Origin of the sequence: Aliikangiella marina (assembly GCF_007004765.1) — a bacterium.
Classification (GTDB): Bacteria; Pseudomonadota; Gammaproteobacteria; order Enterobacterales; family Kangiellaceae; genus Aliikangiella; species Aliikangiella marina.
In genome coordinates this window covers 404,770-420,079 of the sequence record NZ_VIKR01000003.1, presented here as the reverse complement: position 1 = coordinate 420,079, position 15,310 = coordinate 404,770, and the positions used below count along the sequence as shown (strand labels likewise).

15 protein-coding genes are annotated in these 15,310 nt (G+C 42.5%); all 15 read right to left on the bottom strand.

Annotation, left to right across the window (positions count from 1 at the left end):
- Positions 1-67: 67 nt before the first annotated feature.
- A complete protein-coding gene (locus tag FLL45_RS13800; protein ID WP_142942639.1) occupies positions 68-2,131 on the bottom strand; it encodes an alpha/beta hydrolase family protein in 2,064 nt (687 codons plus the stop codon).
- Positions 2,132-2,150: 19 nt separating this feature from the next.
- On the bottom strand, positions 2,151-2,999 hold the full coding sequence (cysQ, locus tag FLL45_RS13795) for a 3'(2'),5'-bisphosphate nucleotidase CysQ (RefSeq protein WP_142942638.1): 849 nt from the start codon (positions 2,997-2,999) through the stop codon (positions 2,151-2,153).
- 16 nt (positions 3,000-3,015) lie between these two features.
- Complete coding sequence (nudE, locus tag FLL45_RS13790; RefSeq protein WP_142942637.1) at positions 3,016-3,564, bottom strand: ADP compounds hydrolase NudE; 549 nt, start codon at positions 3,562-3,564, stop codon at positions 3,016-3,018.
- The gene (yrfG, locus tag FLL45_RS13785; protein WP_142942636.1) at positions 3,557-4,222 is read right to left on the bottom strand and encodes a GMP/IMP nucleotidase; all 666 of its coding nucleotides are present in this window, start codon (positions 4,220-4,222) and stop codon (positions 3,557-3,559) included. Before yrfG ends, nudE begins: the two co-directional genes overlap by 8 nt.
- 47 nt (positions 4,223-4,269) lie before the next feature.
- On the bottom strand, positions 4,270-5,025 hold the full coding sequence (gene gspN / locus FLL45_RS13780) for a type II secretion system protein N (RefSeq protein ID WP_142942635.1): 756 nt from the start codon (positions 5,023-5,025) through the stop codon (positions 4,270-4,272).
- A 39-nt stretch (positions 5,026-5,064) separates the two neighbouring features.
- Positions 5,065-5,547, bottom strand: coding sequence for a type II secretion system protein GspM (gene gspM / locus FLL45_RS13775; RefSeq protein WP_142942634.1), 483 nt, complete (start codon positions 5,545-5,547; stop codon positions 5,065-5,067).
- A 2-nt stretch (positions 5,548-5,549) separates the two neighbouring features.
- Entirely contained in the window at positions 5,550-6,800 is a 1,251-nt protein-coding gene (gene gspL, locus FLL45_RS13770; RefSeq protein WP_142942633.1) for a type II secretion system protein GspL, read from the bottom strand.
- A 111-nt stretch (positions 6,801-6,911) separates the two neighbouring features.
- Positions 6,912-7,973, bottom strand: a complete 1,062-nt coding sequence (gene gspK, locus FLL45_RS13765; protein WP_142942632.1) for a type II secretion system minor pseudopilin GspK — start codon at positions 7,971-7,973, stop codon at positions 6,912-6,914.
- Positions 7,970-8,689 carry a type II secretion system minor pseudopilin GspJ gene (gspJ, locus tag FLL45_RS13760; protein ID WP_142942631.1) on the bottom strand — a complete coding sequence of 240 codons (720 nt, stop codon included), beginning with the start codon at positions 8,687-8,689 and terminating at the stop codon, positions 7,970-7,972. Before gspJ ends, gspK begins: the two co-directional genes overlap by 4 nt.
- A complete protein-coding gene (gene gspI / locus FLL45_RS13755) occupies positions 8,670-9,074 on the bottom strand; it encodes a type II secretion system minor pseudopilin GspI (protein ID WP_142942630.1) in 405 nt (134 codons plus the stop codon). Before gspI ends, gspJ begins: the two co-directional genes overlap by 20 nt.
- The gene (gene gspH / locus FLL45_RS13750) at positions 9,071-9,751 is read right to left on the bottom strand and encodes a type II secretion system minor pseudopilin GspH (protein ID WP_142942629.1); all 681 of its coding nucleotides are present in this window, start codon (positions 9,749-9,751) and stop codon (positions 9,071-9,073) included. The genes gspI and gspH overlap by 4 nt, the downstream gene beginning before the upstream one ends.
- 8 nt (positions 9,752-9,759) lie before the next feature.
- Complete coding sequence (gene gspG, locus FLL45_RS13745; protein WP_142942628.1) at positions 9,760-10,215, bottom strand: type II secretion system major pseudopilin GspG; 456 nt, start codon at positions 10,213-10,215, stop codon at positions 9,760-9,762.
- Between the two features lie 126 nt (positions 10,216-10,341).
- Entirely contained in the window at positions 10,342-11,565 is a 1,224-nt protein-coding gene (gene gspF / locus FLL45_RS13740; RefSeq protein WP_142942627.1) for a type II secretion system inner membrane protein GspF, read from the bottom strand.
- Positions 11,566-11,579: 14 nt separating this feature from the next.
- Positions 11,580-13,205 carry a type II secretion system ATPase GspE gene (gspE, locus tag FLL45_RS13735; protein ID WP_281282210.1) on the bottom strand — a complete coding sequence of 542 codons (1,626 nt, stop codon included), beginning with the start codon at positions 13,203-13,205 and terminating at the stop codon, positions 11,580-11,582.
- 12 nt (positions 13,206-13,217) lie between these two features.
- Positions 13,218-15,290, bottom strand: a complete 2,073-nt coding sequence (gspD, locus tag FLL45_RS13730; RefSeq protein ID WP_246075829.1) for a type II secretion system secretin GspD — start codon at positions 15,288-15,290, stop codon at positions 13,218-13,220.
- Positions 15,291-15,310 lie beyond the last annotated feature (20 nt).

Genomic DNA, 15,310 nt, shown 5'->3' with positions numbered 1-15,310 from the left:
ACTGTAAACAAAAAAGCCCAACTTATTGTTGGGCTTTTTTATTTTTTGCTTTTCTATTGTTTGCTGTTTACTTGTCTTTTTTCTCTTCCTTCATTTTTTTCAAAACCGCTTTATGATCTAACTCATAAGCTGGCATTGCTTTACCTTTCTTCTTACCTTTCAAATAGAAGTCCATCCATCGCATTAAACGCATAGAATAATCTAATTGCGCTGCAGATTTCCGGTTGCCATGCGGCTCGCCAGGATAGGTCACCATTCGCACTGGAGTATCAGTTCGCGTTTTGATATAGCGGTATAATTCCATCGACTGTGCGGGATGAACGCGAGTATCTTCTTCACCATGCATAATTAAAATCGGTGTTTTGGCTTTATCCGTGTGGTAGATAGGACTTCGCTCTAACATCCACTGCCATTTATCCCATGGATAATTTCTCGCGTGAACATTGTACATTTCCACCGGAATATCAGTGGTACCGAATTTAGATAATTGATTGGATATTCCTACAAACATTACACTCGCCGCAAAGTGCTCGCTCAGCGCAGTAGCAGCCCAAGCAGAAGCATAGCCACCATACGAACCGCCAGTAATACCGACACGTTTTTTATCAACAATCCCCATGTCTGATAGATGCTCAATGGCGTCGACCAAATCGTTAAACTCAGCACCGGCATAATCGGCTTGGCCAAGCTTTGAATACTCAACTCCCATACCGGTACTACCGCGATAATTAGGTAAAAATACTGCGTACCCATTACCTGTGGCGTACTTTATTGGATAAGAGTAGCGGTCCAGCCAAGAGTCACTAACGTGGGCTTCTGGTCCACCGTGTACCATCATAATCAATGGATAGCGCTTGCCCTTTTTATAGTTGATTGGATAGGCTAGTACGCCTCTCAATTCAACGCCATCACGAGCTTTATGAATGACGGTTTCCTGTTTTGGCATTTTTATATCTGCCAACCATGGGTTAGAGTCAGTTAAACGCTTAGGCTCCTGTCCATTTAAATCAAAAACTTCTCGCGGATGCTTATCAGAACTTGCAATACCGGCAAGCATTTTACCCGAGCGATCCGTTTGAATAGACTCAATAACATATTCTCCGGCTGGAATTTTATTCGAAACCTTACCGCTATCGACATTGACTAACGAGACTTCTGACTGGGTACCAACATGGCCGAGATAGGCAACCTGATAATCAGATACCCATCGAATGTCTCTTACATGGCCCATGTAGTCTTTTACAGGCTCAATGATTTTTCCTGACTTGCTATTCGCAATAAACAAGCGACCCGAAGAGGGATCATGTTTATCTTCAGCACCGATGATAGCAACATACTTGCCGTCTGGAGACCATCGAGCAGCGCCTAACTTCCCTTCGGTATCGAACGCTTTTAGCTGCTTGCCTTTTTGATTATAAATGCGATATTGAGATGCGACATAATTGTCATCAATCAACGCTGTAGGCGTCACTCGCATTAATAATTGGTCATTAGTTGGGTGGTACTCAACAGAGCGGATATGCTCTTTTATGTCGATTTTTTTATGCGCTTTCTCCAAGTCTTTTAGATCAACCGTAAATGCACTGGCTTTTTTAATTGACTCTTCATAGACCTTCGCTTTAAAGCCTTTTTCTTTTAACGTTTTATCCATTGGATCTTTAGCTGGCTTTGCTAAATAAGTTAACTTGCTTGAGTCAGCGTTGAGGGTGTAAGCAGAAATATCAGCACTAGTTGAAACAAGTTTTTCTGCTTCACCGCCATCGATTGCTATGCGATAAACACTGCGATGTTTATCATCGTTGCGCTTCGCCAAGAAATAAATTGATTGGCCGTTATCACCCCAACTGATACTGGCGACATTAACTTTTCCTGTGACAAAACGACGGCTATTGCCTGCTTTATCGACTACATGTAGCTCAACGTACGCAGTGCCATCCTTATCCTCATATGCCTCTCGCGGGACTCTTAAGGTATACGCGATATGCTCACCACTGGGTGACGGGATCGAGGCAACGACTTGTTTAGTCTCTACTGTTTGTTGTAATGTCATTACGGTCTGTTTTGCGACCACACTAAGCGGTGATAGCACTAGACCTAACAACAACAACGAAATCAATTTATTATTTTTCATTTAAAACTCCCTTGAGAAGTTATGTGTTAGTTTCAAGGTTGGGTATGACTAACTCCTTTTTCCAATCAAACGATGGATCACCGAGTACCAGAAAAAACGGATTTAGCAAGGACTCTTTTTGGTTGTACTGCATGGCCGAGAAGTCTAATTCAACGAGCATCCCACCCGCATGTTCAACAATCGATTGCGCTGCAGCGGTATCCCACTCTGAAGTCAAAGCTAATCGAGGATACAAATCTGCAGCACCTTCTGCCACTAAACACATTTTAAGTGAACTTCCTCGGCTCGTCAGGTCATAACTAGCAAAGTTTTGGCACATTGTCTCGACTTTGTCTAAGCCATGACGCCGACTAGCAACAACGGTAAAGTGGTTTTGACCTTCTTTTTGTTGTAGCTTTCTCACAGAAATTCGGTGAGGCTCCTGGTTATCAACTTGCTTATATGCCCCTACGGTATCAGCGGCGAAGTATAAAGTTTTTAATACCGGCGCGTAAATCACGCCCAATACTGGCTGGCCATTTTCGATAAGTGCAATATTCACGGTAAACTCATCGTTACGCGCAATAAACTCTTTGGTTCCGTCGAGCGGATCGATAATAAAATAATGGTCCCATTTTTGTCGCTCTTCAAAAGCAATCGCTTTACTCTCTTCAGATAAACAAGGAATCGCAGGGAAACTTTTTTCCAAAGCATCAATAATGACATTATGTGCAGCTAAATCAGCTTTAGTTAAAGGTGATTCATCACCTTTTAACTGCACATCAAAATCGTCGCTTTGATAAATTTCCATTATTGCATCACCTGCGTCCAACGCAGTCTGTTTGACGACTTTTAAAATATCATTGATAGGGTATTCTAATAAACTCATTGTCTGATTCCTTGATTTAGTTTAATTCCGTCAAATACTTTTCTGCTAAAAAAAGTGCCGCAATTGAGCGGGCTTCGGTAAAATCTTCTTGTTCTAAAAGGCTATTGATTTCGTCGAGCGGCCAATAAACAACCTCTAATGGCTCAGGCTCATCGCCTTCTAACTTTTCAGTGTATAAGTCTCGAGCGAGCACAATATTCATTTGGTGGGTAAAGTAGCCAGGCGCTAAGCTGACTTTTTTTAATGCGTGAAAATCATTTGCGCCAAAACCGATTTCTTCTTTGATTTCCCGGTTGGCTGCCTCAAAAATTGATTCTGTTCCTTCCACCAAACCTTTTGGAAATGCCAACTGATAATCCTCAGTACCGGCAGAATACTCTCGAATCAATAACAGCTGCTTGTCTTCGGTCACTGGTACAATCATAACAGCGCCGGAACCACCAGAAACCATTCTTTCATAGATTCGCTCCTGTCCATTGCTAAATTCAAGTGACAGCTCTTCAACCCGGAAGATACGTGTTCTCGCGACTTCTTTTTGTTCTACAATTCGGGGTTTCTTAGACATGGGCAATAAACTTCTTATAATCAGTTATCGACTCAAACGGCGAGCAATCTTGAGCGCCTTTTGAGCTATCCGGGGACGTAATACCTAGAATATATTTAATTCCATATTCTTTGGCCGACTCTAATATTCGTACACTATCATCAACAAAAAGTGTCCGGCTTTTATCAAAGGGATATTTTTCATTGAGCGCACACCAATATGCTTGCTCCTCTTTTGGATATCCGAAGTCATGTGAGCTGGTTAAATGAAGAAAGTACTCATGAAAATTGGCATTAAGTAACTTTATCTCTAAAGTCTTTCGATGAGCATTAGTGACTAAAAAAACCTTTTTGTTTTGACGCCTTAAGAACGCTAAAAATTCTACAGCGCCATCCCGAAACGCAACTTTATGCTTTAATGACATTTTAAGTGCTGGAATATCAATATCTAACCGCTCACTCCAAAAATCCAAACAATACCATTGGAGTTTGCCTTCTATCGAGCCATAACTTTCTCTCAGGAACGCCTTACTTTCGGCTAACGATATATTATTTTTTTCTGCATAAACCCGTGGTAAAAAGTCTAACCAAAAGTCATTATCAAACTTTAAGTCTAAAATTGTCCCGTCCATATCTAATAGGACAGTATCAATCTTTTCCCAATCGAGTTTCGGTTCCATGAATTAAATCCAAGATAAAACGTTGGTGAAGTGATAGTCGAGGTGAACTACCTAAAAATTCTTTGTTTAAACTTTATCGGTAATCGACCATTATTAGGCTTACCATTATTGAACAATGCAAAAGCCGTGTATAACGTTTGGTCGATTTCAGTACTGATACTGCCGGTTATTTCGACCATCCCGTTGGCTTGTAAAATAATATCACCTTGCAAATCAAGTGCATTTTTAGACTTCAATACTTCCGCTTTAATGATTTTTTTTTCTTCATCCGTGGTTGCCCGAATAATAAAGTCACCGAGTGTAAAAGATTGACCGGCATAACTTACTTCGGCACTCTGCCACCTGACGGTGCCGTCAACCGATTTTGGTTTTTGATTTTCGCTCACAAAGTCTAAATCTTTAGTCAAGAAGTCACCTTTCACTTCTAGTCCCGGTAAAGGTAGAAAACGCTTTAACTCTTTTCCAGAAAAATTGATATTAACATCGGACACTTCAATATTTTTACTAGGATCATCGGTCAAGTGAAAAACTAAATCACCAGCCATGTCGCCACTGGCAATATCAAGCGAAACAGAGGGCGAAAACATCACTAATGAAAGCAGATCGACCGAAAAAAGAACATCCCTAAATGACAATTGATTGACTGCAACTTGAGATACCTCCCCACTCCACACGGTTCCTGATACACCATTCAATGAGAAAGGTGAGCGATCAGGTAAAAATCCTAAGAGAAGTTTTGCCGGAGTGAACGCGACAACCAGTATCAAAAACAGACTAACTAAAATAAAAATCTTTTTCTTCATTGAGTAATTTATTCTTTTTTAAATACGTAAATCTAGAGACTAATTTCTTACCAATTTGATATCGATACTGGTCAACCCGTTTCTTTCTTTATTACGAATATTCACAGATTCAATTCTAATCTGATGTCGGTTTTCAAGCTGTGCAGTCCAACGTAGAAAATCATTAAAAGCAACATTATCGAACCACACCTGCATTTCTGTCGGGCTTTTTTCTTGAACTCGAGAAACATTGAGTTGAAATTGACGAGTGCTTGAAGTGACTAGATTGCTTAGCGAGCCACCTGAGTTTGACGCACGCCGCGCAGCACTGCGATTGGCGACTAATACCGGCATATTCTTCTTAAACTCAGAAACCGTGTTCTGGCGACTTTGCACTTGTCCTTCTAGCCGACTAACTGCATCATTAATCGGTTTAATTATGCCAAAAAACACAATCACTAAACCAAAGAAAAGCGACGCTGCTAAAACGATTCGTTGCTCGCTATCTTGTAAACTGTTATACCATTCTTTAATCTGTTCCATGATTACCTCCGAATGATCAAGCGGCTTGAATAACCTTCACCACGCTGGGTCGCTGATGACATATCCACCTCATGTCCCGAACTCTTTAACTCGTCGCGATAACTATTTAGCGTGCGTAAGTCTTTCGCAATGATGTCCATACGTAATTCGTTACGGGCCGAGTTATAACTAATATTCGTCGGATAAATTAAATTGAGATCAGTGATTAAACCAGTCGTCGATTTGAGTAAATTTAAAAAGCCACCGTTTGCCTGGCCTTGCCCCAATCCACGTAAGAAACTTTGCATTGAGCGCAATGGACTGGAGGTAACTTTACGTCCTGGAAACGCTTGTTTCCATAAAGCATTTCTTTCTTTCAACAAATATTCACTTTCGGCTTTCAGTGAAAACCACTGTGAGCCTTGATATATCAGATGGGCTGCCAACACAATTCCCGCGACCGAAGCTACTTTTAGCAACATGTCTTTGAGAGGCGAACTTTCAGCTTTTGGCTCAAATTCACCTTGCAACATATTGATAGGCTTTATTCGATAACCGGACAAGTATGCATAAACAGAGTCGACAAGCGCTGACAATGGAGCAAACCGTCCTGCGGGCAGATTTTGCTCAAAGAATTGGTATTGTTCTTCCTCCTCTGCAATCACTTTCATCGGGATAGCGATTGGCATTTCATCATCTTCTTGGACATCATTTAATTGTTTTTGGATTAACCATGAAAAGTCTTGTTGTTCACACTGCCAAGCGCCAACTTTCGAATCATTGACTAGAACTTGCCCTTCCTTTAACACCACTAAAGTTCCCTCTTCTGGTGTCTCCAACAAATCCAAGTCAGTCACAACACTATCTAACTTAACTTCAGCCTCTGCAAACTGCTCAACAATTCGCTTTAAATAGTTAAGCTCAATCGCTCTTACCGGTATATCACCCGATGGTAGCTTAGTGCCGAAAGCCATAAACAGTTCGTCAACCGAGTCAGCAAGCTGCTCTTCGAGCAAATAGGGGATAGCTTTTCGTAAGTGTCGCTGGGCTTTTCCAGGGATATTGACTTGATTAAAATGGACATCATGGCTACTCACGACAAGCTCCACTTTACGACCTACTGCAAGCTCAGCCATGCAAGCCAAATCGGCTTTAAGAATTTCGTGGCTCTCCAGCGAGGGAATCGCTGATTCAGCCAGTTCAGAACGATCGGTCACCCACCAATTAAAATGGGCTGTTCCTTTATCATTCCAAAATATGGTTAATTTATTCATTTGATATTATTGCTCTATTTACACCGGTCACTCTGATAAGCCACCGACTTCGATTTAGTGTACCCGATTCTACTGTTTAACGATAATCCAATTTGTATAACACTCGTCACCTTACTCTCGACCAAAGTACCGAGATACGATTTTAAAGTTGTTGTTGCCATCACGTTGAAATAAAGTTTTCATCGCTACTCTTGTACCGCCGATCTCTGCTTTCGAGGAAACTTCAAAAAAGTCGCTAGTGACCGATAGTCTCTCTCGATTCGATTGACTCACCGCATTAGCCGAGCCGGACAGTTCATCAATAAAGTCACGAACTTCTTCATAGCCATTTTCTGGACGCGCACGTAATGCTTGCTGAACATTTTCTAGTTTAATATTCTGCGATTTAACAATTGAATAAATCACCAACGCATTATCTTCCTCAACCGTATTAACATTAATTTGGTCGACTTCGGGCTCTGGTAATACACAAATAAATGGTTTTAATTGAGTCAATGCTTTATTCGAAAATCCTTTTACGGTTACCAGCTCACTGATATGCGCAATTGGCGCATTGGGCGCACGATACGGCGGCTCCATTACCAAGTAATAATCGTCTTCAGCGCCGCGATGATCGAAAGGCTCTATATCGTCATCAATCCAATCAAATAGGCTTATTGTCAGTTCATCAGATTGGATTTCAGTATTTTCTAAAGTATTGTCAATAATAACGCCTAGGGATTCCTGTCCCGGCGTTTCTTGGCCCTTTCCTGGAGAAGGTGATGGATTAGGAATTAAGCCACCACCGCGTCCATTCGAGTTTTCATTTTCTTGTTTGCCGGGCTTAGTGATTGAATTTAAATTAAAACAGCTTTGCATATCCTTAATTGTTGCCGTCATCACTCCACCATCTATCGGGAAAGTTATTTCTTGTTGCGCCCAAGGCTGGTTTAAGTGGACAGTGTCTTCATCAGTGGCATCAAATGCCCGTTTTAATAAAATTTTCGCTAATTCTTCCATCCCCATCAAATAGGAGTACGCTTGATCGCGGTTGATTAAATTGTTGCTGAGCTGTTTTTGATACCTGACTGTCTTAATCGATTCAACCACTAATACAATGACAAAAGCCGCAATCAATACAACCGTGATTAATACGGTACCTGACTGTTTGTGCGGAGAAGAGAGCGAGTTCATTGACGAGTTTCCTCTCCATTACGGGTATCACCGCCGCCTGAATCTCCACCACCCCGCTGGTCACCTTCACCACGTTCATCATCTTCTCTCGCTTCGCGGCGATCCGAGACAACATAGATTCGTTCAAGTACCCCATAGTCGGTCAGCTCGAGTTGCATCCGAATCGCTAACGGCAGCGCATCAAATTGATTATCCTCCGGGTCTTCAGTTAAGGGCCAATAATCTTGCCACTCTTCGCCGTCATAAAACTTGATTTTCATGTCTTCGACGTTTTTTAGAATCGGACGCTTTAACGCGTAATTTTCTGACATACCGTCGGCATACTGATAACTGCTCCTAATCAGTGTTTTATCTTCAACGGTATACATCAAGTGCTCCAAATTAGAGCGCGGTAATTGCGCAGGATTTCGTCTTCCAAGACGAGTTAACCGAATAAACGGTGTCGACGCCTGCAAATCACTTTTAATACTGGGCAGCTTGTCACCAAACTCATCGCGGACCTGTCGAGTAGTGACTTGTTGCATATCGTTAGAGATAAACAAGAAGGCCCGCTGCACGTCATTCAGCCGATTACCTTCGGTTTTAATTTTGTTTCCACTGTTGGTTGCCGCGTTTAATAGCGTTAATGCCCCGACGCCAATCAGCGCCATGATTGCCATAGCAACCATGATTTCAATAAGCGTAAAACCGGCAACTTTACTGCGCTTTGCTTTCATCGTCTTTTTCCGCAATAAATCCGACAAAGCGTGTGGCAGGATTCTCGTCCGACTCTTCAAGACGAACTTCGATTTCAATTTGGCGTAAATCTTTTTCAGTCGTTTTACTTACGGTCTGTAACCAATACCAAGTTCGATTGCGCATTTCCGCTTCGCCTCGGGTCACGCCAATGTTTGGCCACTTGGGCTGTAAGCGTGTTTCCGCCATCTTATTTAAAGCAACCCAGTGAGCTATGGTTTTGATGGTAATTTCACTGTGCGCTCGTTGCTGTTCGTTTAAGTTTTTTAACAGAAAGGTAACCGTCGTACCAAAGATCACCATCGCTATCAAAACTTCCAGCAATGTAAAACCAACTTGCTTTACCGAGAGAGATTTATTCATCATGAATCATCCTCAAGATAGTCGGTATAATCGCGATCGATATCCTGGAATAAATTACCAGGCAATGGGCCTTGGTACTCCAAGACGCCACTAAGCTCACCTTTAATACGATAAAACTTGGGCTCCTCTCTGTCCGATTGGAACTGATCGTTGGAAGCGACCGCTAGCGTAAATTGGTTTTGTTCGCCTGTAGAAAGAAAGTAGATTTGTGGCGGGTCGACTTGTTCTTCTTCTTCCTCATCTTCAAAAATATTGACATCTTCTTCAAATATTTCCACATCATCTTCAGCAGAATCGAAAATATTTTCGCCATCGATGGCAACATTAACTTCAACTTCTTCAGGAAACTCATATTGATTCAACGCTTTCACATCTGAAATAATTTTCCAGCGTGGTGGGGCTTCAGGATCCTCGTCATCGAGAATTAAGAATTGGTAACCATCTTCATCTATGGTCAACCCATACTCACGATTTTGAATCACGGCCATATCGCGAACTAGTTCGACCGCAGCTAATAGACGATTGATTTCTTGGCGCGCATACTTGTCATTGCTATTTCCCATAAACGGAATAGCGAGCCCAGCGAGTAAAGCGATAATCGCCATGGCCACCAGAATTTCGATCAAACTAAAGCCGCGATTAATCGCAAACTTTACCGGTCGAACAAATTGGGTGGCCATTTAAAAACTTATTCCTGACTTTTAAGTAACTTGATCGCTTCGTCTATATTCCAGTTGCCAATATCTGCATTAAGGCCTTCACCACCTTCTTCACCATCAGCACCGAGGGAATAAATGTCATATTCACCAAACTCGCCAGGATAGGCATATTGATAGTCATTACCCCAAGGATCTTGTGATAATTCTTTTAGATAACCTCGACGAGCATAGTTTTTAGGAACTGGCGAATCTTGCGGCTTGGTCACTAGCGCTTGTAAGCCTTGTTCAGTGCTCGGTAGCATTAAATTATCTGAGTGATACTGAATCAGTGCCGACTCCATCGCAGCAAAATCACCCTTAAGTCGCTGCATCGTTGCAGTTTCAGTTTGGCCCATAAATTGGGTAACCATGATTCCGCCCAATATTGCCATGATGGCCATTGCTACTAAGATCTCAAGCAATGAAAAACCGGATTGCTTTTGCATATTTAACCTCTACCTTACTGGGTAGGTTGGGGTGAGGAACGAACCCCAACGATATTAAAATTTAGATGTTGGGTTTCGTTCCTCAACCCAACTTACACTCATTTTACTTAGCTGCTTTACTAAGCGTTAACCTAAGGTTTCACTCAATTTGAATACAGGTAACATTATTGCTAGTACTATGGTGAAAACAAAGGAGCCCATAATCAAAATCATAATCGGGCCGATCATATTCATCATCGTACTGACCATATTGTCAAACTGCTTTTCTTGATTATAAGCGGCTCGATCGAGCATTTGTTCGAGCTCGCCAGAACTCTCACCACTACCAATCATGTGCAACATCATCGGCGGAAAATATCCACACTGTTGCAGTGAAACTTTCAAACCAGCACCTTCACGAACTCTTACCGCCGCTTCTTTAACCGCGCGCTTTAACTCCGCGTTAGTCATAACATCACCGGCAATTTTCATTCCTTCCAATAGAGGAACACTACTTTGATTAAGGATGGCGAGCGTCCTCGCAAATCTCGCAGCATTCATCCCGCGAATGACTTTACCGACAATGGGCGCGCTAAGCTTCCACTTATCCCATGCAAGTCTTAATTTGGGTTTTCTTAACAACATTTTGAAACCTGAAAACAATGCGACTGCACTGACTAAAACCCAAATACCATAACTTTTAACAAACTCACTCATCGACAAGAGAATTTGTGTAATCATCGGTAGCTCTTGTCCTGACTGAGTAAAACTGCCGACAATTTGCGGCACAACATAGCCTAATAAAAATCCTACTATGCCGACACTGACAACCGTTAATATAATCGGATAGACAAGTGCCCCAGAAATTTTTGACTGAATTTCCTGTCGCGATTCGGTGTAATCCGCTAGCCTTTCTAAGACTAAATCCAGGTGACCAGATTTTTCGCCTGCCGCCACCATTGAACGGTATAAATCATTAAAAACGCCGGGGTATTCACTGAGTGCATCAGCCATGGTATGGCCTTCTACAACTCGCGAACGAATCCCCATCAACATACTACGCTGTTTGGCTTTTTCAGTTTGGTCAGCGACCGCTTTGACGGTTTCTTCAACAGGAATTGCGGCGCGAACTAAAGTCGCCACTTGGCGTGTAATAAGTGCGAGATCGGAAGCGCTAATTTTGGTTTGGAAAAAACTACTTCTACCTGAGGTGGCTTTTTGCTTTTTACTTGAAGTGACACTTTCAACATCTAAAGGAATTAAGTGTTTGTCACGTAAGATCTGACGAATTTGGCGCGGAGTGTCGCCTTCTATGATTCCCTTCTTCTGTTTGCCCTTTTGATCAAGTGCAACATATTCGAACGCAGCCATCAGTCATCACCACCCTAATCTTCTCGTGTCACTCGAAGAACTTCTTCGATGGTTGTAATTCCTTCAAGCACTCGACTTTTGCCATCTTCTCGAATACTAAAATTTTGGGCTCGGGCATGGCGCTCAATATCGAGTTCACTCGCACCATTGTGAATTTTGTCGCGCATTTCTTCGTCTATCAGCAAAAGCTCAAAAATACCTTGTCTCCCACGATAGCCAAGATTGTTACATTCAACGCAGCCTTCTGCATGATAAATGGTCGGCGGATTATTTCCGTCAAATCCCATCAACTCACATTCTTTTGGATTAGCCTTTGCGGGCTTTTTACAGCTAGGGCACAGCGTTCTCACGAGTCTTTGAGCAAGCACACCTAATAAACTAGACGATAGTAAAAACGGTTCGATTCCCATGTCTTGCAATCGCGTTACTGCACCCGATGCGGTATTAGTATGCAACGTAGACAATACTAAGTGACCAGTTAAACTCGCTTGCACTGCAATTTGCGCGGTTTCTAAATCTCGAATCTCACCAACCATTACCACGTCTGGATCTTGACGCAGAATTGCACGTAAGCCGCGCGCGAAAGTCATATCGACTTTACTATTGACTTGGGTTTGACCAATTCCATCAAGTAAGTACTCAATGGGATCTTCGACGGTTAAAATGTTTCGCGAAGTCGAGTTAAGCAAGGTCAATCCAGCGTAAAGTGTTGTGGTTTTACCCGACCCCGTTGGTCCGGTGACCAATATAATGCCATGCGGTTTATGCAGAATATCACTCATCTTCTCCATCAAAGCCGATGGCATACCAAGATGAGAAAAGTCTAACCGGCCCGCTTGTTTATCCAATAGTCTCAGCACCACGCGCTCACCGTGGCTTGAGGGGATCGTTGATACACGAACATCCACTCCACGATTAGCAATTTTTAAAGCGATTCGACCGTCTTGTGGAATACGTTTTTCAGCAATGTCGAGTTTCGCCATAACTTTAATCCGCGAAACTAATAAGGGCGCCAGCTTTTTGCTGGGCGACAGCATTTCTCTCAACACACCGTCAACTCGGAAACGAACTTTTAAGTCGTTCTCAAATGTCTCAATATGAATATCAGAGGCATTAACTTTGATTGCTTCTGTTAACAATGCATTGATCAATTTAATGATAGGTGCATCATCATCTGCTTCTAGCAAGTCCTCTGTTTCTGGAATTTCTTCGGCAAGACGAAACAAGTCCATATCATCGCCAATATCTTCCATGGCGGCCATCGCTTCGCCAGAATTGTCTTGATAAACTTCGCTTAAGATTGCTTCAAACTCATCTTCACCGACTTCTGAAAATTCAACTTTGCGACCAGCAAAACGCCTGGTTTCTGCGATAGCTTGAAGCGGTGTATCATGCTTAACGACTGCCTTTAGCGTTTCTTTTTGTAAAGCGACAGGACTGTCATCTTCCGGTAAGCGAATTACCACTCCTTGGCGTTTGGCGAAAGTAAATGGCAGCTTTATCGAAGACTCAATGGTTTCGATTGCAGACTCAATGACTTCTTGAGTTGCAACATCTGCACTTTCAATCTCATCGCCCTCAGTCTCGCTGACTTGCGATTCAACTTTTTCTTCCTGTTGCATGAACTCACTGACTGACATAAAGCAACCTTTCTATTGATTCTCTTCAGCGGCTTCTTGCGCTTTCTTTTGCATTTCTAAATCATGCTGGCGAAGCGTTTCTTCAAACGATGGCGGCAAAGCGAGTTCATCATTCCACTTCGGCATCACATTAGAGTCAATCGTTGGCATTAATGAGACACCGCGCTGCTGCCAATCAAGTTGTTGTGCGCGCATAAAGTTATATTTGCGAGAGCTGATATCGTCGAAACCGGACGCATCGCTGATGATAGAAGGCCGTATAAACACCATTAGGTTACGCTTTATTTTCGTGGTCGCTCGCGATGAAAATAAATACCCAAGGATTGGAATATCTCCTAATAAAGGAACTTTTTGAGCGCTCTCTTGAATGTCATCGTCTATCAAACCGCCAAGAACAATGGTTTGTCCGTCCCCCGCTAAAACGGTTGTATTAATTTGGCGCTTGTTAGTCACTATATCCGCACCAGTTGCCCCAGCGATGCTCGAAACTTCTTGTTCGATTTTTAATATAACGCTGTCGCCTTCATTAATTTGTGGCGTGATTTTTAATTTGATACCAACATCTTTTCGATCAACCGATTGGAACGGGTTTGAATTGTTGTTGCCTAGCGTTGAGCCAGTGATGACCGGAATTTCTTGACCGATGCTGATGGTGGCTTCTTCATTATCTAACGTTGTTAAGCTTGGCGTGGAGAGTACATTTGAGTCGGTGTCCGTCGCCAAAACTTTCAGCAGTCCGGCCCAAGACTCATCGTCAGAAAAACCAAACAATGCACCCGTCGCTCCCGCGAGAACTTGACCGAGTGCTGCGCCGTTATCACCGTTACTTGGTGGTGTTTCAGTAACGATATTGCCATCAATAATGGTGGTGGTGGTACCTTGATCTTGACCATTATAAGCCAATACGCCGGCGCCTACTTGAGCAATCGATGGCGAACTATTAGTAAAGTTAATTAGGCCCGCCTCAGTCGCCCATTGAACACCCAGTTCTTTAACTCGGTTGTCTGAAATTTCAACAATAATTGCTTCAACATGAACCTGCTTACGTCGCAAATCTAACTGAGTTATGACTGACTCAAATGAGCGCATGATATCCGGCGCTGCAGTAATAACTAAAGAATTGGTTTCAGCATGCGCTTTAATCGAATACGCCTTGTTATTTCCGCCACGACGTGTCGGTTTATCTTTGCCTTCTTCTTGCTCAATTGATTCGCCCACGCCTTCTAATAAAGTCGCTAACTCTTCTGCGTTAGCGTACTTTAAATAAATCACTTTAGTGTTTCCGCTATCACTTATTTCAGAGTCTAATCGGGCGATTAGTGCTCTCAGTCTCAATGATGCTTTTGCGTCAGCGCTCAATAAAATACTGTTGGTTCGCTCATCAGCAACAAAGCGCGGAACGTTAGTTGTCGGCCCTTTTGCTTGACCACTCTTCTTTTCCAAACTTTCCAAAATGCGTACCACTTCACTCGCAGAGGCATGCTGCATTGGGATTACTTGGATTTCTTCGTTACTTTCTTTGTCGATTTGGCGAATGATTTTCACAATACGTTCTAAGTTCGCTGAGGTATCGTGAATGACCATCACATTGGTTGGTTTATATTGAGCCATGTGACCTTGAGTTGAAACCAAGGTTCTCAACAGTGGAACCAATTGTCCTACGTCAATGTTATCGACTTTTATCACCCGCGTGATCACTTGATCGCCGCTAAAACTTGGTCCATTTTCTGAGTAGACTGGCACGCTGTCTTGCTTAGCAGCCTGAAGCTGTTCAATTTTGTAAATTCCGTCGGTTTCAACCGCGGTAAATTGATGGACTTGTAGCACACTGAGGAACAACGCAAAAATTTCTTCTTCGTCCATTTCGTGCTGAGAAATCACCGTGACCTTTTTGTTTTTCACTCGCGGATCAATGATGAAAGTTTTACCGGTAATACGGCTAACACTTTCAATAAATACTTCGATGTCTGTTTCTTTTAAGTTTAAAGTCGCTTTAGCCGCAGAAACCTGAAAGGTTACAGTCGACAAAAAGATTGCCATTGCAGTCAGCGCTGCAACCCCGAAGAATGATTTCATGAATTTCATTGTTATAGCTTTTGTATAAG